The sequence below is a fragment of the Streptomyces roseoviridis genome (genome assembly GCF_039535235.1).
Lineage (GTDB): Bacteria > Actinomycetota > Actinomycetes > Streptomycetales > Streptomycetaceae > Streptomyces > Streptomyces roseoviridis.
Window position 1 is genome coordinate 293,237 of sequence record NZ_BAAAWU010000001.1, and the last position, 23,661, is coordinate 316,897.

Genomic DNA, 23,661 nt, shown 5'->3' on the forward strand with positions numbered 1-23,661 from the left:
CGGGCTGTCGGCGTGACGTGGATCACCGCACCGGTCCGTGCGGGAGGCTGCAGAGTTGGGGTACCCTCGGCCGCTCGACCCAGTAGTCAAATTTGAGGAATGCGTTGTCGCAGTCGCTGCCGCAGTCTCCTTCGCCCTCGCTGTCCCCTGCCCCTGCCCCTGCCCCGGACGCGGCCTCGGCCCCGTCCTCGGAGCTCCGTGAACTCACCCGTTGCCCGGCCGTCTTCCTGCCCGCCGACCCGCCCCGCGCGGGCCGGATCGCCTTCTGGTCCCCCGCCGACCCGGACCCCGGGGCGCTTCCCGCCCTGGACCGCGTCCCCGGTGAACTGACGGTCGTCGACGACGACGTGCGGGAGCGGACCGTACCCGCGCTCCTGCTGTCCGTGCGGGAGGCCCTGCCCGTCCTCGCACGCGCCCGGTTCGACGCCGGTGCTTCCGCGTCGGCCGCCTTCTGGGGCGCGGCGTCGCTGTTCTCGCTCGACCTCGTCGCCCGGGGGCTGCTGCTGCCCGGCCTCACCGCCACCGACCTCGACGCGTGGCGGGTCGGCCCGCTCAGCCCCGAGGAGCTGGCCGCGCTGCGCGACCTCGCCGCGTCCATGCCGCCGTCGGCCCACGCCGTACCGCTGGCCCCGGCGCCGGGGGACGACGACTCGCTGCTGCTGCCGGAACCGGAGCTGCTGCTGCGGGCGTTCGCCGACGCCGTCGCCGACCTCATGCCCCGTACCCCGGCGGCCCCCATGGCCGCCGGCGGACCCGCGTTCGCGGCCGACGAGGACCACGAACCGCAGGTGCTGCCGCACCAGCGGGCCTGGGCCGCCGATGTGGCCGCCGGACACGACGCGGGCGTACGGCTCTCGTTGCGCGTCGAGCTGGTCGGGGCCGGCGACGGGGACGAGTGGGACGAGCCCGGCGAGCCGGGCGGCACCGCGTCCGGCCCCTCCTTCCGTGCCGTGCTGCAGATGCACGGCGTGGCCGACCCGGCGCTCGTCGCGGACGCGGCCGAGGTGTGGGCCGGTACGACCGTGGCGGGCGGTGCCTTCGGCGCCCGCGCCCGCATGGACGCGCTGCTCGCGCTGCGGAGGGCGGCGCGCGCCTGGCCACCGCTCTCCCGGCTGCTCTCGGCGGCCGTGCCCGACGCCGTGGACCTCGACGACGAGGAGGTGGCCGAACTCCTCGGTCCGGCCGCACGTGCCCTCGCCGCCACCGGGGTCCGCGTGCACTGGCCGCGTGAACTCGCCCACCGGCTCACCGCCCGCGCGGTGATCGGACCGCCCGACACGCCCGGCGATTCCCACGGTCCCGGCGCTTCCCACCGTCCCGGTGATGGGCACGGTCCCGGCGATCCCGACGGTCCTGAGCGCGGCGACGGGCGCGGCCGGGACCGGGGCGACGCCCTGCCGTCCTTCCTTTCCGCCGACGCGTTGCTCGCCTTCGACTGGCGTTTCGCGATCGGCGACCAGGAGCTGACACGTGCCGAACTCGACCTCGTCGCCGAGGCCGGACGCCCGCTCGTACGGCTGCGCGACCAGTGGGTCCTGGTCGACCCCGAGGAGGTGCGGCGCGCCCGGGCCCGGCAGGACCACAAGCTGACCCCGGTCGACGCGCTCGGCGCCGTACTCACCGGCACCACCGAGGTCGACGGACGGCAGGTCGAGGTCCAGGCGACCGGCTGGGTGGAGCGGCTGCGGGCCCGGCTCGCCGACCCCGAGGGCGGTGACCGGGAGATCGCACAGCCCGCCGCGCTGGCCGCGACCCTGCGCGACTACCAGCTGCGTGGCCTCGGCTGGCTGCACCGGATGACCTCGCTCGGACTCGGCGGCTGTCTCGCCGACGACATGGGCCTCGGCAAGACGATCACCCTGATCGCGCTGCACCTGCACCGGCAGACCGACCCGGCCACCGCCGGTCCGACGCTGGTGGTCTGCCCCACCTCGCTCATGGGCAACTGGCAGCGGGAGATCGAGAGGTTCGCCCCCGGCACGCCCGTACGGCGTTTCCACGGCCCGTCGCGAACGCTGGAGGGGCTGGGAGGGCAGGAGCGACCGGACGGGACAAAGGCCCCTGAGGAGCCCGAGCGATCAGAGGGATCGGAGGGCACGGAGGCACGCGAAGCACGCGCCGACGAGGGCTTCGTCCTCACCACGTACGGCACGATGCGGCTGGACGCGCCGCGGCTCGCCGAGCGGCCCTGGGGGCTGGTCGTCGCCGACGAGGCTCAGCACGTCAAGAACCCGTACTCGGCGACCGCGCGGGCGCTGCGCACCATCGGCGGGAAGGCGCGGGTGGCGCTCTCCGGCACGCCCGTCGAGAACAACCTGTCCGAGCTGTGGGCGATCCTCGACTGGACGACACCAGGACTGCTCGGCGGCTTGGGCGGGTTCCGCGCGCGGTACGCCTCCGCGGTCGAGGGCGGGGCCGATCCGGCCGCCGCGGCGCGACTTGCCGCGCTGGTCCGGCCGTTCCTGCTGCGCCGCCGCAAGTCGGACCCGGGCATCGCGCCCGAGCTGCCGCCGAAGACGGAGACCGACCACGCGGTGGCGCTCACGAAGGAGCAGGCGGGCCTGTACGAGGCGGTGGTGCGCGAGACCCTCGCCGCCATCGCCGAGGCGGACGGAATGGAGCGGCGCGGTCTGGTGGTGAAGCTGCTCACCGGACTCAAGCAGATCTGCAACCACCCGGCGCAGTACCTGAAGGAGGAACGGCCCCGGATCGGGGGGCGCTCGGGCAAGCTGGAGCTGCTCGACGAGCTCCTCGACACGATCCTCGCGGAGGAGGCGAGCGTGCTCGTCTTCACGCAGTACGTGGCGATGGGGCGGCTGTTGGAGGAGCACCTGGCGGCGCGCGGGGTGCCGACCCGGTTCCTGCACGGGGGCACGCCGGTCGCCGAGCGGGAGGAGATGGTCGCCCGGTTCCAGGCCGGCGAGGTGCCGGTGTTCCTGCTGTCCCTGAAGGCGGCGGGCACCGGGCTCAACCTGACCCGGGCCGGTCACGTGGTGCACTACGACCGCTGGTGGAACCCGGCCGTCGAGGCGCAGGCCACGGACCGCGCGTACCGGATCGGGCAGACGCAGCCGGTGCAGGTGCACCGGCTGATCGCCGAGGGCACGATCGAGGACCGGATCGCGGCCATGCTGGAGCGCAAGCGGGCGCTGGCCGACTCGGTGCTGGGCTCGGGCGAGGCGGCGCTGACCGAGCTGACCGACGCCGAGCTGGCGGAACTGGTGCGGCTGCGCGGGGAGGACGGTCGATGAGCGGACACGGGGCGCACGACGTGAACGGTGGGGCGGGCATGAACGGCGGGGCGGGCATGAACGGCGGAGGCGGTTCGAACGGTGGAGCGGGTGTGACCGGTGGAGCGGGTGCGGACGAGCGGACCTTCGCGGCGCTGCCTCCGGTGCGGGGCGGGGTCTTCGCCCGGACCTGGTGGGGCCGGGCGTGGCTGAAGGCGCTGGAGGACACGGCGCTCGACGGGCAGCAGCTGAAGGCGGGGCGGCGACACGCCAGGGCGGGAGCGGTCGGCGCGGTGTCGGTGCGGCCCGGCCGGATCACGGCCGTGGTGCAGGACCGGGACGGCACGGCGTACCGGAGCGACGTCCTGTGCCAGGAGCTGTCCGAGGAGGAGTGGGACCGGCTCGTCGACCTCGCGGTGGACAGCGCGGGGCACATCGCGGCCCTCCTGGACCGGGAGATGCCGCCGCACCTGGTCGAGGACGCGGCGGCGGCCGGGCTCGAACTACTGCCCGGCATCGGCGACCTGGAGCCGGAGTGCGGATGCGAGGCGTGGGACCACTGCCCGCACACGGCGGCCCTCTGCTACCAGGTGGCGCGGCTGCTGGACGAGGATCCGTTCGTGCTGCTGCTCCTGCGGGGGCGGGGGGAGCGGGCGCTCGTCGAGGCGCTGCAGGAGCGGAGCGCGGCGCGTGCGACGGCCGCGGAGCGGGCGCGCGGGGCGCGGCCGGGCGCGACCGGCGGCGGGACGGGCGCGTCGGCCACGGCGGGCGTGCCCGGCTCGACGGTCGGTTCGGGCGTGTCGGCGTACGAGGCGTTCGCCGCGCGGGACATCCTGCCGCCGCTGCCCGCCCCGCCGGTCCCGCCCACGGCACCGGGCGAGCCGCCGTCCCTGGACACGGAGGTCGCGCCGGGGCCGGGCATCGACCCGGTCGCCCTCGAGTTCCTCGCGGCGGACGCCGCGGCCCGGGCGCAGGGCCTGCTGTCCGGTGCGGTGCCGTTCGACGCCGCGCCCCTGACGGCGGCTCAGGACGCGGTGCGGCTCGCCGCCCGCTCCCCCGCGCCGTGGATCGCGGCACGACTCGCCGAGGGCTCGGGCCGTGACCGGACCGGGCTCGACCGCGCGGTGCGCGCCTGGCGGTCCGGCGGTCCGGCCGGCCTCGCGGTCCTGGAGGAGGACCGGGTCCCCGACCCCGAGACCCTGCGCCGTGCCGAAGCCCGGCTGGCCGAAGCGTGGGACGCCGCCGACCGCCCCGCCCTGCACCCCTCCGGCCCCGGCCGCTGGACGGTCACCGGCACTTCCGCCCAGCTCCGCCTGGGCCCGGACGGCCGCTGGTGGCCCTATCGCGAGGACCACGGCCACTGGACCCCGGCGGGCCCGCCGGAACAGGACCCGGCGGCGGCCCTGGCGGGGGCGGAGGTGGCGTGACCTCCGCTGTGCCGGCGTCCGGCCTGTTCCCCAGGACGCGCCGAGGCATCGGGGGCCCGAGCCGACTCACCGGTGGGCGCGGGCGGAGACCTGAAGGGAGGCCGACTCACCGGCGGGCGCGGACGGAGACCCGAAGGGAATCGGTCAGCCACAGGTGGGTCGCGCCGAGGGTGACGGTGGCCGGGCCGCCGATGGCCGGATCGCCGATGGCCGGATCGCCGGTGGCCTCGGCGACGAGCCGCCAGTAGCGGCGCATCCGCGGGCCGCGGTCGGCGGCACCCAGGAGAGGAGCCGGCGGCGGAAGCGCGGTGTGTCGCGTTCCCGGCAGGCCGAGGCGTGGGCGGTGACGAACGGTCGGGTTCCGGGCCCGGGCGGGGCGGCCGGCCGTACCGCGGGCTCGGCCCGTGCGACGGCCGCCGCCTTCGGCGGCGCCGACGACCTGGCGGCCGACGCGATCAGCGAGAACCTGGACCTGGTCGCCAACCCGGCCTTCCGGCGGTCAGACCGTTCTCGGCCGCACTGCGCGGCAGCGGCGAACGGATCGGCCTCCTGCCGCAGTCCGGCGACGGCCGGCTGATCACCCGGACGCCCGAGGGACCACGGCGGGAACGCGGGCCGGTCGACGCCGACGCGGGGGCCTCGGGGACGGTGACCGACCGCCTGCTCGTGCTCCCCCGCCGCGTACCGCCGCAGGACGACCGGGGAGGTGCCGGGTGACGAGGCGTTGCGCCCCACTGGTTGACGTACACGGCGCTCCAGGGGTGTCGCGCCGGACACCCCGTCGCGCGCCCTTGGCGTCCCGCCCCGTCAGTGCAGCGGCGCCCTGAGCTTCCGGTCAGAGTCGGAGGGCGCGGCGAGGCTGCAGGCGACGCTGTCGGTGCCGAGGAGGTAACTGGTGCGGTAGGGGTACTGCACGAAGGTGGCCCAGCGGGTGCCGAGCGGCTGCTCCGCAGCCTTCGCGCGCAGCGGCGCCCGGCACAGGGCGGCCGCGGCGTCCCGTACGGCACGGTCGTCGGCGTAGCTGCCGACGAGGCGGAGCCGCGCGACGAGTTCCGCGTCGTGGGGTGTGTCGCAGGCGCGACGGACGACGGTGCCCGGCGCGTCGCGGACGATGTCGAAGCAGTGGCCGGCGCGCAGCGTGTCGTAGGGCGTGCGCGGGGCGGCGCTCGCGGACCGGCGGCCGGCGCTCGGGCGGGGCCGGGGGCTCGCGGTGCCGGGCGGGACGGCGGAGGCGGTCGGAGTGGCGGCGGGCTGCTTGCCGGGGACCCGGTCCGTGCCCGCGGGCGCGGGGCGCTTCGCGCTCGGCTCGGGCAGCGGAGAGGCGCTCTCGCCCTGGGCGGAGGGCCGCAGGCCCGGCGTACCGCTCGACGCGTCGTCCGGTGTTCCGCTCAGCCTGTCGGCGGCCGCGTCCTCGGCCCCCGCGCGCCGCGCCTGCGCGTCCGCTCCGGCCGGGCCGGGAGCGGACGGCGTGGCGTGCGGATCGCCGTCGTCCGTGCCGCCGCGCGCGGCGACGGCCAGGGAGACGATGAGGATCGCGACGAGCGCGGCGAGCGGCAGGACGACGACGCCCGGCCGTCTCGGCGGCCGGGCGTCGCGGGACGGGAATTCCGTCGACGGGCGGAGCATGGGAATCAGGGTCGCCCGCGCTCGCCCGTGTGGCGAGCGATACCGGCCGGTTGGGCCCCGCTCGTACAGAACCGTGACGAAACCGCGGCTCGCGCGAGATCCTCGGCCGGCCGCACGGCTCTACAGACCCAGCTGACGCTCGGCGGCGTCGACGGTCTGGGCGAGGAGGACGGCGATGGTCATGGGGCCGACGCCGCCGGGCACGGGGGTGATGAGGGAGGCGCGCTCGGCGGCGCCGTCGAAGTCGACGTCGCCGACGTTGCCCGGGTTGTAGCCGGCGTCGATGACGACGGCGCCGGGCTTGATGTCCTCGCCCTTGATGAAGCGGGGCTTGCCGACGGCCGCGACCAGGACGTCGGCCTCGCGGACGGCGGCGGACAGGTCGGTGGTGCGGGAGTGGCAGTAGGTGACGGTCGCGTCGCGGCCCAGGAGCAGCAGGCCGGCCGGCTTGCCGAGGATGGCGCTGCGGCCGACGACCACGGCCCGCTTGCCGCTGAGCTCGACGTCGTACGCGTCGAGCAGGCGCATGATGCCGCCGGGGGTGCAGGAGACGAAGCCCGGCAGGCCGAAGCCCATGGCGGCGAAGGACGCCATGGTGACGCCGTCGACGTCCTTCTCGGGGGCGATGGCCTCGAAGGCGGCGCGCTCGTCGATGTGCGGACCGACCGGGTGCTGGAGCAGGATGCCGTGGACCTCGGGGTCCTCGGAGAGGGCGGTGATCGCCGCGACGAGCTCCTCGGTGGTGGTCTCGGCGGGAAGTTCGACGTGCCGGGAGCGGATGCCGGCCTGCGCGCAGCGGTTCTGCTTCATCTTCACGTACGTGACGGAGGCCGGGTCGGCGCCGACGAGGACGGTCGCGAGGCACGGGGTGGTGCCGGTGCGGCGGGTGATCTCGGCGGCGCGCGCGGCGGTCTCCTCGACCGTGCGACGGGCGAGCGCGGTGCCGTCCATGAGGCGGGCGGTGCTGGTGGACATGGGCCACTCCTGGGCGTCGTCGAGAACGGTGGATCGCCCAGGCGCACGGCTTCGACACGGCCGCGGGATACGTGCGTCCGCCGGGCCGCTCCCCGGTGGTGATCCACCTCAAGCGCCAGTCACGGCCCGGGCCCCACTCTACGTGACGGTGGCGGACGGGTACGGGTCGGGGCGCGTGCGCGGTCTTCTGCGGTCGTGGTGCCGAGCGCGGGCCCGTCGCCTCACGGGCGCGTCCTCGGCCCTGCCGCCCGCGGCGCACCGCGCCTTGCGACGCTCCGCGCGCTGCCGCCCGCCGGGCACGCGCCCGCCCGGCCGGGGACGTGCCGCCGCGCGCCGCCCGGGTCACCGGTCCAGGAAGCAGCTCATGAGGCGGGCGGCCGTCACCGTGCCGACGAGACGGACCCCGTCGCCGTCGCGTTCGATCACCGCCACCAGAGGGCTGTGAGTGCGGGCCATCAGGGCCGCGACCTCGACCGCCGTCGCGTCGGGGCCCACGTACGGCGGCGGGAAGAGACGGCGGGGCAGCCATTCGGCGACCGTGCGCCCGGCGAGCCGGTCGGCGATCTCGGCATCGACCGCTTCGGCGGCTGCGGAGGCCAGCAGCGGATCGTTGATCACATACTCGGGGAGCGTCTGCCGGAGGACCTGCGAGCCGGGCACGATCGCGTGCGGCTGCCCGTCCGAGTCCAGCACGAGAAGGGCCGGCAGTGAACTCCGGGCCAGCAGACGGGCCGCGTCCATCGCGTCGTCGTCGGTCGTGACGAAGGGATACGACTCGGCCAGGTCGCGGGCTCGCACGGCGCCTCCTCATTCGCTGTGCCGCCGGCGCGGGCGAGGACCGCGGACACGGGGCCTCGGCACCACGACGACAGCGCACACGTCACACTTCTCGTTCCCCCTCCCACTCTAGGCTCCGCGCGTTCTCCGCCGTCGCACCACGGGCCGCCCGGGTCACCCCCGCGAGCCTCGGTCGACGCGGTCGAGTACGCGGGGGTCGGCCGTGGTCCGGATCCACCGTCACGCCCCTCGGGCGGACCGCTCCTCCCGGGCCCGTTGGGCGGCGAGCCGCACCGCCTGCACGGCGCCCTCGGGATCCGCGGTGGAAACGGAGAGGCGGGCGAACCGGCGGCCCGGAAAGAGATCCACGACGGCCACCGGTCCGGGCCCGCGCACGGCGACGACATCCATGCCGCCCGCGTGCCGCCACGTACCCGTGCAGAAGCGTTCCGGCCGCCATTTTCCTCGCTCACCGGTTCCCCGCATGGCTCGCCACCAGTCCGGCTCGACCCACGCCTCTCGCACGTCCGTCAGGGGAACGCGAATCCCTTTTCGACGAGCGAGCAGCGCCTCACGCCATGACAGGCGCACGACCACGTCGTCGTTCTGAACCAGCAGGCGCGCCACGACCGCAACCCTCCTTCCACGAATGGAGACCTCATACGCACACCCGTGCCGGACGAACTCCTGCCGGATTTCCCTGTCGAGACGGGGACCGACGTCGCCGCATGGGAAAGCGGTCAGTCGGCCGCCGCCACCGCGGCGTGTTCGGCGGGTGGCCCCGGCTGCCTCGGCTGGCCGTGGGCGGTGGCGCCGAGCAGCGGAGCGCCGTGCCGCTCGGGGCGGTGGCCGGGGGCGTCGAGGACGCTCTCGCGCGGCGTCTCGGCAGGTCCGGGGGCCGTCGGAATGCTGCGGCGGGCAAGGATGCGGCCCACCCATCGGCGACCGCAGACGGGGCACGGCACGGCACCGGCGGGGGTGTACGGCGAGGGCACGGACGCACCGTCGCGGGAGAAGTACTCCCAGTCGCTGCCCTGATCGTCCCGGTACTGCTGGACGTCGTAGTCGACGCTCCACTCGTGCCAGCAGCGCCCGCAGGCGAAATGCACGCGCTCAAGTGCGAGTTCGGTGATCATGCCTCTCACCTCTTTCCTCTGCACGGTCCGTCGCCTGGTCTCCCTTTTCTTCTTTCCTGGAATCAATGACACAGACACCGCACGGGGTGCGTTTATGCCTCGATTCCCACGCTAGCGGGAACGGGCCTGTCGTGTCCGTGAGCGGTTTTCCTTGCGGATCGTCTCCAGCAGTTCGGCCCTGCTCATCCGTGACCGCCCGCCGATGTCCAGCCGCCGGGCCAATGCGTACAGGTGGTGCTTGGTCGCGTTCTCGTCGACGCCCTCGCCGCTGCGGGCGGGCTTGCCCCGCGGAGTCGCGGCCCTGGGGTCGGAGGGGCCCTTACGGCCGTGTTCCTTGCGTTCCCAGTGGTCGGCGACCTTCTCGTACTTGTGCTTGAGGGCGCTGTAGGCGACCCGGTGGGCCCGCTCGCCCTCCCCGTACTGCTCGACAGCCGAGTCATGGGCCTTGATCCACGTCCGCTGTGCGTCCTCAGGGGAACGTTCCAGCGTGGAAGGCAGCTCCTCACGTCCTGGCATGGCGCCCTCCGGTGGTACGAGGTGTGTGCCGACGCGGTTCGGCCGACCGCACACCGCTGCTTGTCCCGATCCTTCCGCGTGGCCGCGTATGCCCGGACGGCTCCAGGTCAAACGGTCCAGGCCTTGGACGGTACCGGGGGCGGGGGCTTCCTCCCTTCACCGCGACGCCCGGCCCGCCGGCCCGCCCGCGGCTCACCCGGCGCACCGGTTTCGGCCATTCCCGGGTGCTGCCGACACCCCTCGGGGCGGGGGTCGATGCATACGGCACGAACACGCATTCGCCTGTTCGCGGGGTTATGAGTGCGTCCGAAACACATGTGTTCGACAGGCCGGGCGGCGTCGTTGAGCCGCATGACACCCCGAACTGCCGCTCCTCAGCCCCCGAGGTACCGACATGCCGCCCTCCGTCCCCCACCTCCGCAGCCTGGTCACCGCCTACCTGGACCGGCACCCCGACGAACGCGACGCCCTGGCAGGGCTGCTGGCCGCCCTGGACGCCGGAGGTGACCCGACCGACCGCTCCGCTCTGCCCGGCCACGTCACCTGCGGCGCGGTGGTGATCGACCGGAACCGCAGGGTCCTGCACATCCGCCACCGGGCGAGCGGAGGACTGCTGCTCACCCCCGGCGGACACGTCGAGGCCACCGACGACACCCTGCGGGCCGCCGCCCTGCGCGAAGTCGAGGAGGAGACGGGGCTGCCGGCCTCCGCCCTCGTCGCGCCGCCCGGATTCCGGAGCGGGCCCATCGACGTCGACATCCACGATGTCGGCCCCAACCCGTCGAAGGGCGAACCGGCGCACCGGCACTACGACTTCCGCTTCGCCTTCTACCTCGCCGACGATGCTCCCGAACCGGTCCCGAACGCCGAGGAGACACAGGGCGCGGCATGGCTGCCGTTCGACGAGGTGCCCTCCCCGGCGCTGCGCGGCAAGCTCGACGCCTCCGCCCTGGACGGGGTGATCGTTCCGTGGAACGCCTCCGTGATCGTCCACGACGGCCGCGGCCGGTACCTGCTGCACCTGCGGGACGCCAACAAGCCGTGGATCTGGGAGCCGGGGTGCTGGTCGCTGCTCGGTGGCGGCCGGGAGCCGCAGGACCGCACCCTGGAGGACACGGCCCGCCGGGAACTGCGCGAGGAGGCCGGCCTGACCGTCGCCGGCCTGGAGCCGTACGCGGTCGAGCACGTCACCGGCACCGACGGCACCCGCGTGCCGGTCCAGCTCTTCACCGGCCGCTGGAACGGCGACCCGGACCGGCTGCCGCTCACCGAGGGCGTGATGCTCGCCTGGGTACGGCCGGAGAAGTTCCCGTACATGACGATGCCGCGCTCCACGCGGACGCTGCTGGAGCGCCACGCCGCCGAACACGCGGCGCCGGGGACCGCGTCGGCGCGGACGCCGTCCGGGGCGGTCGCGCACCTGGTCGGCGTTCACCTCTACCTGGAGCGGGAGGGCCGGGTCCTCCTGGGTCTGCGGCACCCGGATTCGGCGTACGCCGGCGGGGCCTGGCACGTCCTGGCGGGCCATTGCGAGGCGGAATCCGCTGCCGCGTGCCTCGTGAGGGAGGCGTACGAGGAGGCGGGGCTGGTGATCGACCCTGCCGGCGTCGAGTTCGTCCACACCGTGCACATGGCCGATCGTCGTGGCGGTCCGCCCCGCGTCCAGCTCTTCTTCCGGGCCCGCCGGTGGGAGGGGACGCCGGAGCTGCGGGAGCCGGACAGGTGCGTGACCTGGCGGTGGTGGGACGCCAAGGACCTGCCCGAGCCCGTCGTCCCGTACACCCGTGCGGCGGTCGAGGGAATCCGGGCGGGGCGGGCGTACACGGAGATGGGGTGGCCGCGATGACCGGATACGGCGGACCGGGCGCCGCCCGCTCCGTCCGCTCCCCCGGTGCACGGGACCGGCTCCGGCGCGACCTGGTCGAACGCCGGCCTCTCGGCGAGCTCCCGGCCGCACCTCCGCGGAACCCGGACCTCGGTCGCGGCAACGGCGCGACGGCCCTCCGCCCCGCTCTTCTTCGACGGGCAGCGGTTCGACGTCGTCCGCCGCCGCGCGGCACACCTGGCGGGCCCCCGAGCCGGTACGGGTAGGGTCACCGCGACGGGAGGATCAGTGCGGAGGGGGTCAGGCGTGAAGCGGCCGACGATCGCGGACATCGCACGCCGCGCCGGAGTGTCCAAGGTGGCCGTGTCCTACGCCCTGAACGACCAGCCCGGGGTGTCCGACACGACCCGCGCCGCCATCAAGGCGATCGCGGAGGAGCTCGGCTGGCGCCCCAACAGCGCCGCACGGGCGCTCAGCGGTGCCCGCGCGCAGGCGGTCGGTCTCGTCGTACGGCGGCCCGCGTCCACCCTCGGCACCGAGCCCTTCTTCATGGAGTTCATCAGCGGAATAGAGAGCGTCCTGTCCGACCGCGCGTACGCCCTCATGCTGCAGATGGTCGACAGCGAGGAGCGCGAGACGGAGATCTACCGGCGCTGGTGGGGTGAGCGGCGGGTGGACGGCGTGTTCCTGGTCGACCTGCACACCGACGACCCGCGCGTGCCGGCGGTCGAGGCCCTGGGCCTTCCCGCCGTGGTGATCGGGCCCCCGCACACGGCGGGCTCGCTGCCCGCCGTCTGGTCGGACGACGCGCAGAGCGTCCACGAGGCGGTGCGCTACCTGGCGGCGATCGGTCACCGGCGCATCGCGCGGGTGGCCGGTCCGGAGGATCTGGCGCACACCGCCGTCCGGGACGCCGCCCTGCGCGAGGGCTGCGCGGAGTCGGGCCTGCCCGAGCCCGAGATCGTCCACACCGACTACACCGGGGACGAAGGGGCCCGCGCCGCCCGCCGCTTGCTCATCGCCGCCGAGCGCCCGACCGCGATGATCTTCGACAACGACATCATGGCGGTGGCCGCGCTGTCCGTGGCCCAGGAGCTCGGTCTGTCGATCCCGCGCGACCTGTCGGTCGTGGCCTGGGACGAGTCACCGCTCACCCAGGTCGTCCGGCCCGCGCTGTCCGCGCTCGCCCGCGACATCCCGGCGTACGGAGCGGCCGCGGCGCGGGCCCTGCTCGCCCTCGTCGCGAACGAGGAGGTCGGGCATGTCCGGAACAACTACGCCCGGTTCGTACCGCGGGGCAGTACCGCCGCGGCGTCGGCCTGAGCGGTCGTCCCGGCCGGGCGTCCCTCCTGCCCCCGTCTCCTGTGTGGTAGGCCGTGTCCGCCACACCTCCGCCGCGAACACCCACGACGGCCTCGGGCTCGAACGCCTGGTACGCGGCACACCGCCCATCCGCTCACGCACAGGCGCCCGGCGGCGCCGGCCCGCCGGGCTCCATGCCGACGAGGGCGACGACTACCGAGTTCCCCCGTGCGCAGGGAGGGCTGCCCCCAGGACCGACCGACCTGTTGCCCGGATGGTCTGCCTGACCCGGCACGACGAGGCTGAATGCACGGATCCACCAAGCAAAAGGGAACCATCTGTGTTCAGTCTCATGCCCCTGGGCCGCCGTACCGTCCGCACCGCCTCCGTCGGCGCCCTCGCCGTCGCGGTCTGCACCACCGTGATGGCCGGCAGCGCCACGGCCATCGTCAACGGGTCGGACTCCACCGAGAGTTACTCCTTCATGGCGGTCATCCCGGAGTCGGCGCCGTCGCAGGGGCTGATCGACGGGAACTGCGGGGCGTCGCTGATCGACCGGCAGTGGGTGCTGACGGCGGCCCACTGCCTCGCGGTCGAGGGCATCGAACTCGACGGCATCGTGCGCATCGGCACCGACCACCGCAAGTCCGGCGGCACGGTCCGCAAGATCGACCGGTCCTTCGTCCACCCCGGCTACGTCAACGGTGACAACAGGGCCGCCAACAAGAACGACATCGCGCTGATACGCCTGGACCGCCCCGTCACCCAGAAGCCCATCAAGATCGCCGACGAGCCCGGGCGGCCCGGCACACCCACCCGGCTCCTGGGCTTCGGCACCACCAGCGACACCAAACTCACCTTCCCCGACCGGCTGCAGGAGCTGAACACCCGCAGGGGCGCCGAGTCCGAATGCGCGCCGGGATACGCGGACCGCACACGCCTGTGCACGATCACCACCCAGCCGAAGTCCATGGCCTGCTTCGGCGACTCCGGCGGACCGCAGATCAAGAAGGGGCGGGGCGACCGCTGGGAGCTGATCGGCGTCACCTCCGGGCCCGGTGCCCCGAAGGTGCCGTGCTCCGAGGGCCCCGGCCTCTACACCAGCGCACCCGCCTACCTGAACTGGATCACCAAGACGATGAAGGCCAACGCCCCCGCGCGGTCCACCACGCCCCCGGCCGCCGACCAGGGCTCCGGCCTCGCCACGACCGGCGCGGCTGACACGAGCTCCGTACTGGCCGAGACCGGCACCGACGACCACACCGCCGCGATCGCCGGTGCGGCCGGCGCCCTGATCGTCGCCGGTGGCGGCGCCGCCGCCGTCCTGCACGGCCGCAAGGCCCGCAACGCCGCCTGAGCCGAACAGCCCTCAAGGGCGTCGCCCGCCGCCTTGCGGACGTGTCGGCGCCACCGGCACCACCGGCACCACCGGTTGAAACAACTCCCGTAACCCGTAGGGGACAAGGCGCTCCGCGATGATCACGGTCGAGGGTCGACGTCGACGAACCCGCCGGATGCGACGACGTCTAAGGCCGGCGGGCCGTTCGCCTGCGGTCGGCGGGGGCGAGTCCGTGCTCGCGCAGCCAGCGGAGGTGCTCGACGGCGGTCGCGCCCCGGCCCCCGGCGTGGTCGCCGAAGGGCCATTGCCTGATGTCCTTCTCGCCCGCGTAGGCGCCGAACGCGGCGAGCACGGTGGACGGCGGGCAGACCGGGTCCATCAGGCCGGCGCTGAAGAGCGCGGGAGCGGTGGCCCGGCGGGCGAAGTGGACGCCGTCGAAGTGGTTCAGCGTGGCGAAGACCTGGTCCGTCGCGTACGGGGCGTGGTGGCGGAGGTAGTCGACGAGTTCGGTGTACGGCCCCTCGGTCGCCGTCTCGGCGCCGCGCCGGATGTGGCAGAGGAACGGTACGTCGGGCAGGGCCCCGGCGATGCGGTCGCCGGCGAGCCCGGCGACGGCCAGGGCGAGGCCACCGCCCTGGCTGGCGCCCTGGACGACGATGCGCTCCGCGTCGACGTGGGGGATCGTGCGGGCGGCGTCAACCGCCCGGACGCAGTCGGTGACGAGGCGTCGGTAGTAGTGCGCGAAGGGCGACTCGATGCCCCTGGTCATGTAGCCGTGCACCCAGTGGGTCGCGCTGTCCGGGTGGGGATCGGGGGTGTCGTGGCCCTGGCCGCGGCTGTCGACGACGAGGTGGGCGTAGCCGGCCGAGGCGTACAGGAGGTGGTCGACGGTCTGCCCGCGGCCGCCGCTGTAGCCGATGTACGTGATCACCGTCGGCAGGGGTTCCTCGGCCTCGGAGGGGACGAGCAGCCATGCGGCCACCGGCTGGCCGGCCCAGCCGGCGAACCGCACGTCGTAGGTGTCGAGGGTGGTCAGGGGCGAGTCGGCCACGGGGCGGATCTCGAGGTCGCCGCCGGCCTGCCGGGCCGTCCGCAGGGTTTCGGTCCAGAAGGCGTCGAATTCCGCGGGTTCCTGTGGGGGTTCGGCCGCGCGGGCGGCCGGGTGGTCCGGGGGAAGGTCGGTGTACGGCACGGGAGTCTCCTGACGGTGCGGGCCGGCCGGGCCCGTCGCGTTGCGGGGGGGTTGTGCGCCGGCCGTGGGGGCGGTACGCGGGGACCTCCCCCGGCGGTCGGCGCCGTGGGGGGGGGTGGCCGCGCCGGGGCGGCGGAGGGTGCGGGCCGCCCCCGCGGGTCTGGGGTGGGCCGCCCCCGCGGGTCGGGGGTGGGCCGGGTCAGCTGCTGGTGCAGGCGGCGCCGTTGAGGGTGAAGGCGGCGGGGACGCCGTTGCCGCCGGTGGACGAGGCGCTGAGGCCGAAGCCGACGCTGCCGCCGGCCGGGATGTTCTCGGTCCACGGCTCGTGGGTGGCGTGCACCTGCCTGCCCTCCTGCCTGACCTTGGCGTTCCAGGCGGAGGTCACCGTCTGGCCGCCGGGGAAGGCGAAGTCGAGCCGCCAGCCCTGGACGGGACGGGTGCCGGTGTTGCGGACGGTGACGTCGGCGTTGAAGCCGGTGCCCCAGTCCTGCAGCCGGTAGGTGACGGTGCAGCTTCCGGTGGAGGGGCCGGCCGGGGTCGTGACGGTGGTGCTCGCGGAGCGCGGGGAGCGGTTGCCGGCGGCGTCCCGGGCGTACACGGCGAAGGTGTGGGCGGTGGCGGGGGTGAGTCCGGTGAGCGTGGCGCTCGTGCCGGTGGTGGTGGTCACGGTGGTCTCGGCCGGGCCGTCGACGCGTACGAGGTCATAGCCGGTGACGCCGGTGTCGTCGGTGGCGGCGGCCCAGGTCAGCCGGGCGCCGGTGGCGGTCACGTCGGACGCGGTGGGGGTTCCGGGGGCGGTCGGCGCCTGGGTGTCGCCGCCTCCGGCACCGCCGTAGACGCCGGCCTCGCGCGAGGTCTGCCGGATGCCGTCGGTGCCGTTGAACAGGCGCTGACCCCAGGGCGTGAGCCGGCTCGCGTCGAAGTCGGTGGCGAGGTCGAGGTACTCCACTCCCCCGCCGTTGCCGCTCCACGACCAGCCGAGGTAGCCGAGGTCCAGCTGCCGGGCGGTGGCCATGACGGCGTCCTCGTCCGGGTTGCCGTCGGAGTGGTCGTTGCCGAACTCGCCGACCACCAGCGGGATCTTCCGGGTGACGAAGCTGTTCAGATACGACTGGACCTCGGCGGCGGTGTCGTAGACGCCGTACATGTGGACGGAGAAGACGGTGTTGCGCTCCGGGTCGGCGGCGAGGACGGCGGGGGCGTTGTCCCGCATGGTGTGCGACCAGTCCTGGCCCCAGTCGGGGGCGTCCGCCATGAGGGTGTGGTGGAAGCCGGCGGCGCGCAGCCGGGTGACGGCGTTCTTGGTGTCCTCGGTCCAGGCGCCGTGGCCGGTGTTGCCGTGCGGTTCGTTGCCGAGGTTGATGATGACGTACTTCTCCTGGCCCTTGACCGCGCCGGCGACCTCGAGCCAGTAGTCGACCGCCTTGCCGAGGGACACGGCGCCGCTCTGCTCGCCGTAGCCGGTGGTGTCGTGGGCTTCGAGGACACAGACCAGCTTGTTGGCCTTGCATCGGGTGACGACGTCCGCGATGTCGGCGGCGTCGTTCTTGGCCCACCGGTCACCCGTGCTGAGCACGACGCGGGCCGAGTTGGCGCCGAGCGCCTTGAGGTCGGCGAGGGCGCGGTCGGTCCGGCCGGGGTACCAGGTGTGGGCGAGGTTGACGCCCCGGAAGACGAAGTCCTGGCCGCCCGCGTCGAGGAGACGGCCGTCGGCGACGTGGAAGCCGGGGGTGGGGGTGCCGGCGGCGTGGGCCGTGTCGGGCACGGTGGTCGCCGCGGCGGCGACGGCGAGCAGCGCTCCCGCGGCGGTGGCCAGTGTCCTGATCATGTGCGGTGCTCCCAACTCGGTCGCGCGCATGCGCCGGACGGTGCCCTGGCATGCGGGCCTGCCTGACATGGAGGGTGCGGTGCTGCCGGCCCCGCGGTATGACGCGTCGCCGGGGGGCGACCGGCGGGAGCCGGTGGATTCCCGCTGCCCGGTGTGGTTCTGCGGCTCTCACCGAGCAGCGGGCGGAAGCGCGCCGCGCCGGTGGGGTGGTGTCCCCGCGCGGCGGTGGCGTGGCGGATTCGCGAGACGTCCGGCGACCGGGAATGAGGTTAGAGGGGAGCGGGCAGCAAAAACAAGAGCCGGACCTAACCGGTTAAGTCAGATCGGCGGATTCGGACGGGGCGGCTCCGCCGGGAACCGGGAGGCGACCTCCATGCCGACCGTGGAGCGGAAGGCCGTCCGCTCGCCCGCGAGCGAGACGGCCTCGGAGGCGGGGACGTGGACGGCGTACCCCGGTGCGATCGGGAGGGTCTCGCCCGCCGCGGCCGAGGTCACCCGGGCCTCTCCCCCGGCGCGAACAGGCAATGCGTCCCACGCCCTGAGGGCTCATGACCACGTTGTCCAGTTAACGGGTTCAGTTGAGCCGTCGTCTGGTAAGACCAGGGCCGATGTAGGACCAGAGCCGATGCGAGCTCCCGCCGGGACGGCGCCACCGCATCGGCTCACGCTCGGCCCTGTATTCCCGCAGCCGCCTGCACGCCCCCTCCCGAAGGACTCCCTTGCCATGACCCACTCCGCGGCCCTGCGCCCGGCTTCGGGTCCGGCGCCGCCGCGTCCGCCGATGCCGCCGCGTCCGCCGATGCAGCAGCCGCCCGGCTCAGCCCGCGTCGAGGGCGTTGCGCAGGCCGAGGCGGTGGCGCAGCCGGTCGTGGCGCTTGAACCCGTCCATCTCCGGGGCGCGGAAGAGCGGTCGCACGGTGCAGCGCGCGGCGGTGGAGCCCGTACGGTCGAGCAGGGCGTTGACGGCCTGGCGGGCCGAGGCGTTGGCGCCCTCCATGGTCGCCAGGTCGATGTCGACGGCCACATAGTCGCCGGCGAGGTACAGGTTCGGGATCCGGGTGGCGGCCTGCGGCCGGTTGTGGAAGGTGCCGACCGGGTGGATGAGGAGTTGGTCCTCGTTCGTCGGGTGCGGTGTGCCGAGGCCGTCGACGCCCGGATCGAGGAACCAGGAGTGCAGTGCCGAGTCCTTCAGCACCGTACGGCCGGCGTCGTTGAACGCGGCCTTCAGCTGGGCCCAGACCTCGCGGGCGACCTCGCTGCGGGTGCACTGCTTGGCCGTCTTGCCGTAGAGGACGCCGGGCCGGTCCCATTCGGAGATGTCGACGGAGAGACAGTCGACGGCGGCCCCGTCGCCGTAGTCGGCGGGGAAGTCACGGGACGGCCAGTGGCGTGCCTGCTGGATCGCCGTCAAGGACCAGGGGGAGTCGATGCAGTTGGCGTGCCCGGCGAGCAGCGGCGCGCGCTCGGTGAGATAGAACTGGATGCCGGTCATCCAGTCGGTCTCGAGCCGGTCGCACCGCGCGAGCTGCGGGTCGGCCGCCCGCAGCGCCGCACCCCAGGTCCGTCGCGCGTGCTCCACCGGGATCGCGCAGATGTAGTGATCGGCGGTCACCGGGCGGCGGAGGCCCTGCGGGTCCTCCATGACGGCGGCCCCGACCCGGCCGGTGCCGGAGTCGTAGGCCAGCTCCCGCAGGGTCCAGCCGATGCGGAACTCCACGCCCATGCCGGTCAGATGAGCCGCCCAGGGGTCGATCCACGCCTCGTTGGTGGGCAGGTTCAGGATCCGGTCGAGGGGTCCGTCGGCGCCGCGGCCCAGGGCGTTGAAGACGAAGGCTTCCAGAAGGGTGGCGACCGTGCGGGTGCTGGCCTCCTCGGCCTTGGTCGCGACGATGTTGCGGGTGAGCCCGACGGCGAGGATGCGCTGGTAGTCGTAGCTCATCCGCTCGGCGCCCAGGAAGTCCCACCAGGGCGTCCGCTCCCACTCCTGGTCGCGCCGCTCGTCGCAGCTGGTCAGGAAGACGAGGAAGCGGTTGACGAAGTACGCGGTCTCGTGGAGCGGGATGGAGCGGGCGGTGTCGAGGGCGGCGGTCACGGCGCGGCGGATCTCGTCGAGGGTGAGTTCGGCGGGCCGGTGGCCCGGCCAGGGGAGCGGGATGCGCAGGTCTTCCCGGCCGGTGCGGGCGAAGGACATCTCGGCCGGGGCGACGAGGTTGCCCCAGACGCCGTCCGCGTTCCCGGGGAAGGGGATGCGCCGCAGGGTGTCGGGGAGGTTGTGGTAGATGCCGGGGATGAACCGGAAGCCGTGTTCGGCGGGGAGCGGGCGCCGGCCGCCCCGCGCGCTGTCCGGCACGTCCATGGAGCGGGCCTTGCCGCCCAGCGCCCGGCGCTCGTAGACGGTGACGCGGAAGCCGCGTTCGGCCAGTTCGTGGGCGGCGGTCAGGCCCGCGACGCCTCCGCCGAGCACGGCCACCGACTGCGGCGCGGACGACCCGGCGGCGACGGCCGGTGCGGCGGCGGGGCCGAGGCCCCCGGTGGCGACCGCTCCGGTCACGGCGGCCGCGCCCGCCACGAAGGTGCGTCGCGAGTTGCCCCTACGGTCCATGCCCCAACCCCTTTACCGGCGGTAACCCGACGTCCGGCGCAGGAGCATAGGGCGGTCCCCCCGGGCCCCGGAAGACGCGTGCGGCCTCCGGGTGCGTACATGGCGCGATCCCGCCCCTGCCTCCCGGTGACGTGTCAGGGGCGGGTCGACCGCACCCGACTGGCGGCGCGCCGCGTGAACCTCCCTAAGGTGGGCCCCATGTCTGCCACGTTGAGTTCGACGAAAGCCGCCGGCGCGCTGCGCACAGCGGCTCGTGTGTCCGCCGAGTCGTTGTTGGTTCTTCTGATGGCCGGGGTGACCCTGTGGATCGTGGGTCGCATGTGGTCGGTCGTCTGGCCGCTCGTGGTCGGGCTGCTGCTGACGACCCTGACCTGGCCGCTGACGCGTTTCCTCCGGCGGCACGGCTGGCCGCCCGCCTTGGCCGCGGCGGTCGTCACGGTGGTGTTCGTGCTGGTCGTCGTCGGCATCGTCGCGCTCATCGCGGTACCGGTCGCCTCCCAGTCCGGGGAGCTCTCCAAGGGCGTGGTCGAGGGCATCCAGCGGCTGCGGGAGTGGGCGGCGGGGCCGCCGCTCAACATCGGTGACGACCAGATCTCCGGCGCCCTCGACACGGCGATGGCCCGGGTCCAGGACAGCGTCGGCAGCATGGTCACCGCCGTCGCGACCGGCGTGGGCACGGTGTTCAACGGCGTCGTCACGGCCTTCCTGGCCCTCTTCCTGATGTTCTTCTTCCTGAAGGACGGCCCCCGGTTCCTCCCCTGGCTCGCCCGTCAGCTGCCCGGGCGGCTCGCCGTCGACGTGCCGGTCGTCGCGGAACGGAGCTGGGAGACCCTGGGAGCGTTCGTGCGCAGCCAGGCGTTCGTCGGCCTCCTGGACGCCGTGTTCATCGGCCTGGGTCTGTGGATACTCGACGTGCCCCTGGTCCTTCCGCTCGCGGTGCTGACCTTCGTCTCCGCGTTCGTGCCGATCGTGGGCGCCCTCTTCGCCGGCCTGGTGGCGGTCCTCATCGCGCTCGTGTCGAACGGTGTCACGGACGCGCTGATCGTGCTGGCGATCATCGTCGTGGTGCAGCAGCTGGAGGGCAACGTCTTCCAGCCCATGATCCAGAGCCGTGGGCTCGGTCTGCACGCGGCCGTCGTCCTGCTGGCGGTGACGCTCGGCGGCAGCCTCGCCGGCATCGTGGGCAGCCTGCTGGCCGTCCCGCTGGCCGCGATGATCGCGGTGTTCTGGACGTACGTGCGGGAGCAGCTCAGCGAGGAGAGGCCGGAGGCGGAGCCCGACGACGCTCCCGCTCCGGTGCCCGTCACGTCGTGACCTGACGGGCACGAGGCCCCGGCTCGGCCGCGCGGGGCCGGGGCCGCCGCCCGCTCCCCCTTCGCGACTCCGGGTGCGGGCGCACCGCGCCCCGCGCCCGAGCCCGTGCAGGTCTCCCGGGCAGGCCGCGGGGCGCGGTGCGCCCTCTCCTTCGCCGCTCCGTCGGTGGAGCGGTACGGGGAAGGCACCGGGCCGCCGGAAGGCGCACTTCGTCGTCTCCCCGGCGGCCCGTGCGCACGTCAGACGCAGCGTCCGTCCATCCAGTCGGTGAGGCCCGGCGTCCACGAGGTGGCCAGACGGGTCGCATCGGCGTCCAGCGCCCGCTGCCAGGAGGCGTAGTTGCCGGAGGCCGGCGGGGGCGGCTCCTGCCAGTCGACGACGTCGTACCAGTCGGGGAAACCGGTGAGGGCCGCGGAGAGCCCTGCGGCCTTGACCCGGCTCCGGAGCACCGGATCCAGCTGCGCGTCCGACGTGTAGATCATGATCTCCTGGGACGCGATGCGCTCCGCGATCGGTGCGAGCACCTCGTTCCAGGCCGTCTCCCGGATCGACGCGTCGCTGCCGAGGAGGAGGTCCTTCGTTTCCGGCTTCACCTCCACCAGCACGACCATGCCGAGGGCCTTGGCGCTGTCGAGCCACTCGCGGAACGTGTACACGGTCTCACCCGCGTACGGGCCGCGCGTGATGGTGCGTCCGTCGAGCGGGTTCGGTCCGCTCGCCCACGTCAGCTCCGAGATGTCACCGGAGGCCCCGGTCAGCCCGTACGTGGTTCTGTTGTGCCACATCACGGCCTTGGTGCCGTTCTTGGTCAGCCGCAGATCGGCCTCCACGCCGGCCGCGCCCCAGCTCTTCTCCTGGGCGAGGCCCCTGGGGTGGTTCGCCGCACGGATCTGGTCCTCCGCCCAGCCCCCCTCCTCCTGGGGCCACCCGCCGTGCCCGAACACCGCGGGGCAGTAGGGCAGCAGGGCGGGGCTGGTGTACCCCTCCATCATGTGGACCTGGCCGAAGGTCCAGTTGCCGGGCTCGGACTCCCAGCTGTGCAGGGGACTGTTGAGGCCGCCGTCGGTCTGGGCGGTGAAGGTGATCGTCTTCACCCGTCCGTCGGCGTAGCCGTAGAGGGTGGCCAGGTCGTCGCGGCCGTCCCCGTTGAAGTCACCGGTGACGATCTTCATGCGCGAACGGTCGTACGAGCCCGCCGGGAGGACCAGCATGTCCCGCCGGCCGCCGAACTTTCCGTCCGCTCCGAGACGGAAACCGATCACCGCGTCGTGTCCGTCCGCGTAGTCGTACCAGGCAGCCAGTTCGTCACGGCCGTCACCGTCGAAGTCGCCCGCGTGCACACTGGCCTGCCGGAACGTCCAGCCCGTCGACTCCCAGCCGTGCACGGGCTCCGCGAACCCGCCGTCGGTCCGCCCGGCCCAGTACAACAGCTTCACACTGCCGTCCCGGTACCCGTACAGCGCCGCCAGGTCGTCGCGGCCGTCCCCGTTGAAGTCACCGGTGGCGAACTTCATGCGGTTGACGTACCAGCCGTCCGCAGCTGCCCGCTGGAAGGAGGAGAAGTGCGCGCCGAAACCGCCGTCCGGGCGGGCCAGCATCGTGAAGAGCTTGTCGCTGCCGTCCCCGTAGGCGTACCAGACGGCGACGTCGTCACGGCCGTCCCCGTTGAAGTCGCCCGACTGGGCGGTCATGGCGTCGAAGTTCCAGTTGCCGGGCGCCGCGGTCCAGGAATGGAGAGGACTGGCGAATCGGCCGTCTCCGCGGCCGAGCCAGGTCAGCAGGGTGACCCGGCCGTCCTCGTAACCGTAGAAGGACGCGAGGTCCCCCACACCGTCGCCGTTGAAGTCGCCGGTGAGGCGCTTCATGTTCTCGACCCAGTAGTTGCCCGCGGGGGTCTCCCAGCCCACCCCCGGCGCGGCGAAGGCGCCGTTCGAGCCCGCGAGGAAGGTGCGTACGGCGTCGTGCCCGTCCGCGTAGTCGTACCAGGCGGCCAGATCGCTGCGGCCGTCACCGTTGTAGTCGTGACGGGCACCGGTGCCGGCCGACCGGACACCGGTGTCCGACTGGGCCGCCTCCAGGGCCGGCGCCTCCGCCGTGCCGTCGAACGCCGTGGCCGTCCCTGCCGGTTGCCCGGGCGCGGCGGTCGCGCTACCGGCGCCCGTGGACAGACCGAGCAGAGCCAAGCACAGCACGGCCGAGCCCACTGCTATGGAAGGTCTTCTCATCCAGCTCTTCACATCCCTTGCCGTCGAACGAGAAAAATGCACCCCTCGTAGGGGTGCATGGGGGCGGGCCTCGCCCCGCCGGATCGTTCGTCTCGCCACGACCATGGCGAGGACGGCGACCGACGACCGCGGGCCGTCGATCATTAGATCATTCAAGATCCTTCTACCGAGCCGTCTTCATGGACTCGGTGGCCCGGGGAGCGGGGCAGGGGAGCGTGGATACGAGCGCACCGGGCCGGCCCCTGCCCGTACGACCGCGAGGCACGAAGGTGCCGCGGCGGACGAGCCGCCGGCGTGCACCGACCTTCATGTGCCACGCGGCAGATCCGAGGGTTCGCTCCGCGCTC

Annotated in this window: 19 protein-coding genes and 1 riboswitch; of the genes, 7 read left to right on the plus strand and 12 right to left on the minus strand. The window is 73.9% G+C overall.

Annotated features, from left to right (window positions below; genetic code table 11):
- The first annotated feature begins 140 nt into the window (after positions 1-140).
- Together ABD954_RS01360 and ABD954_RS01365 are read left to right on the plus strand one after the other, a co-directional pair.
- Complete coding sequence (locus ABD954_RS01360; RefSeq protein ID WP_345491877.1) at positions 141-3,251, plus strand: DEAD/DEAH box helicase; 3,111 nt, start codon at positions 141-143, stop codon at positions 3,249-3,251.
- Complete coding sequence (locus ABD954_RS01365; protein ID WP_382746084.1) at positions 3,248-4,657, plus strand: SWIM zinc finger family protein; 1,410 nt, start codon at positions 3,248-3,250, stop codon at positions 4,655-4,657. The genes ABD954_RS01360 and ABD954_RS01365 overlap by 4 nt, the downstream gene beginning before the upstream one ends.
- Before the next feature lie 106 nt (positions 4,658-4,763).
- On the opposite strand, the gene ABD954_RS01370 is transcribed toward ABD954_RS01365, so the two are convergent.
- Positions 4,764-4,913 carry a hypothetical protein gene (locus ABD954_RS01370; RefSeq protein ID WP_345483857.1) on the minus strand — a complete coding sequence of 50 codons (150 nt, stop codon included), beginning with the start codon at positions 4,911-4,913 and terminating at the stop codon, positions 4,764-4,766.
- A gap of 87 nt (positions 4,914-5,000) precedes the next feature.
- On the opposite strand from ABD954_RS01370, the gene ABD954_RS01375 reads away from it, so the two are divergent.
- Positions 5,001-5,234: a hypothetical protein gene (locus tag ABD954_RS01375; protein WP_345483858.1), complete on the plus strand. Its 234-nt coding sequence runs from the start codon at positions 5,001-5,003 to the stop codon at positions 5,232-5,234.
- 230 nt (positions 5,235-5,464) lie between these two features.
- Here the strand turns inward: ABD954_RS01375 and ABD954_RS01380 are convergent, their stop codons facing one another.
- The 6 genes from ABD954_RS01380 to ABD954_RS01405 all read right to left on the minus strand — a co-directional run bounded on the left by ABD954_RS01380 (position 5,465) and on the right by ABD954_RS01405 (position 9,687).
- Positions 5,465-6,283, minus strand: coding sequence for a hypothetical protein (locus ABD954_RS01380; protein ID WP_345483859.1), 819 nt, complete (start codon positions 6,281-6,283; stop codon positions 5,465-5,467).
- 120 nt (positions 6,284-6,403) lie between these two features.
- The gene (locus tag ABD954_RS01385; RefSeq protein ID WP_345483860.1) at positions 6,404-7,258 is read right to left on the minus strand and encodes a bifunctional 5,10-methylenetetrahydrofolate dehydrogenase/5,10-methenyltetrahydrofolate cyclohydrolase; all 855 of its coding nucleotides are present in this window, start codon (positions 7,256-7,258) and stop codon (positions 6,404-6,406) included.
- Between the two features lie 28 nt (positions 7,259-7,286).
- Positions 7,287-7,391: riboswitch (ZMP/ZTP riboswitch) on the minus strand.
- Positions 7,392-7,600: 209 nt separating this feature from the next.
- The gene (locus ABD954_RS01390) at positions 7,601-8,056 is read right to left on the minus strand and encodes a CBS domain-containing protein (RefSeq protein ID WP_345483861.1); all 456 of its coding nucleotides are present in this window, start codon (positions 8,054-8,056) and stop codon (positions 7,601-7,603) included.
- A gap of 219 nt (positions 8,057-8,275) precedes the next feature.
- Positions 8,276-8,662 (minus strand): hypothetical protein, encoded by a 387-nt coding sequence (locus ABD954_RS01395; RefSeq protein ID WP_345483862.1) that lies wholly within the window; start codon positions 8,660-8,662, stop codon positions 8,276-8,278.
- A gap of 113 nt (positions 8,663-8,775) precedes the next feature.
- The gene (locus ABD954_RS01400; RefSeq protein ID WP_345483863.1) at positions 8,776-9,171 is read right to left on the minus strand and encodes a hypothetical protein; all 396 of its coding nucleotides are present in this window, start codon (positions 9,169-9,171) and stop codon (positions 8,776-8,778) included.
- Positions 9,172-9,282: 111 nt separating this feature from the next.
- Positions 9,283-9,687: a ChaB family protein gene (locus tag ABD954_RS01405; RefSeq protein WP_345483864.1), complete on the minus strand. Its 405-nt coding sequence runs from the start codon at positions 9,685-9,687 to the stop codon at positions 9,283-9,285.
- A gap of 394 nt (positions 9,688-10,081) precedes the next feature.
- Between ABD954_RS01405 and ABD954_RS01410 the strand changes: the two genes are divergently transcribed.
- The 3 genes from ABD954_RS01410 (at position 10,082) to ABD954_RS01425 (ending at position 14,171) form a co-directional block, all read left to right on the plus strand.
- Positions 10,082-11,533 (plus strand): NUDIX domain-containing protein, encoded by a 1,452-nt coding sequence (locus ABD954_RS01410; RefSeq protein WP_345483865.1) that lies wholly within the window; start codon positions 10,082-10,084, stop codon positions 11,531-11,533.
- A 285-nt stretch (positions 11,534-11,818) separates the two neighbouring features.
- Positions 11,819-12,835 carry a LacI family DNA-binding transcriptional regulator gene (locus ABD954_RS01415; RefSeq protein WP_345483866.1) on the plus strand — a complete coding sequence of 339 codons (1,017 nt, stop codon included), beginning with the start codon at positions 11,819-11,821 and terminating at the stop codon, positions 12,833-12,835.
- A 319-nt stretch (positions 12,836-13,154) separates the two neighbouring features.
- Positions 13,155-14,171 carry a S1 family peptidase gene (locus ABD954_RS01425; RefSeq protein ID WP_345491880.1) on the plus strand — a complete coding sequence of 339 codons (1,017 nt, stop codon included), beginning with the start codon at positions 13,155-13,157 and terminating at the stop codon, positions 14,169-14,171.
- Between the two features lie 169 nt (positions 14,172-14,340).
- Here ABD954_RS01425 and ABD954_RS01430 read toward each other — a convergent pair whose 3' ends face one another.
- The 4 genes from ABD954_RS01430 to ABD954_RS01445 form a co-directional block, all read right to left on the minus strand.
- Positions 14,341-15,345 (minus strand): acetylxylan esterase, encoded by a 1,005-nt coding sequence (locus ABD954_RS01430; protein WP_345483867.1) that lies wholly within the window; start codon positions 15,343-15,345, stop codon positions 14,341-14,343.
- A 199-nt stretch (positions 15,346-15,544) separates the two neighbouring features.
- Positions 15,545-17,203 (minus strand): cellulase family glycosylhydrolase, encoded by a 1,659-nt coding sequence (locus ABD954_RS01435; RefSeq protein ID WP_345483868.1) that lies wholly within the window; start codon positions 17,201-17,203, stop codon positions 15,545-15,547.
- 288 nt (positions 17,204-17,491) lie between these two features.
- On the minus strand, positions 17,492-17,668 hold the full coding sequence (locus tag ABD954_RS01440) for a hypothetical protein (RefSeq protein WP_345483869.1): 177 nt from the start codon (positions 17,666-17,668) through the stop codon (positions 17,492-17,494).
- Between the two features lie 322 nt (positions 17,669-17,990).
- On the minus strand, positions 17,991-19,775 hold the full coding sequence (locus ABD954_RS01445) for a hydroxysqualene dehydroxylase (protein ID WP_345483870.1): 1,785 nt from the start codon (positions 19,773-19,775) through the stop codon (positions 17,991-17,993).
- A gap of 198 nt (positions 19,776-19,973) precedes the next feature.
- On the opposite strand from ABD954_RS01445, the gene ABD954_RS01450 reads away from it, so the two are divergent.
- Positions 19,974-21,089, plus strand: coding sequence for an AI-2E family transporter (locus ABD954_RS01450; RefSeq protein ID WP_345483871.1), 1,116 nt, complete (start codon positions 19,974-19,976; stop codon positions 21,087-21,089).
- Between the two features lie 239 nt (positions 21,090-21,328).
- Here the strand turns inward: ABD954_RS01450 and ABD954_RS01455 are convergent, their stop codons facing one another.
- Entirely contained in the window at positions 21,329-23,314 is a 1,986-nt protein-coding gene (locus ABD954_RS01455) for an FG-GAP-like repeat-containing protein (RefSeq protein ID WP_345483872.1), read from the minus strand.
- Between the last annotated feature and the right edge of the window lie 347 nt (positions 23,315-23,661).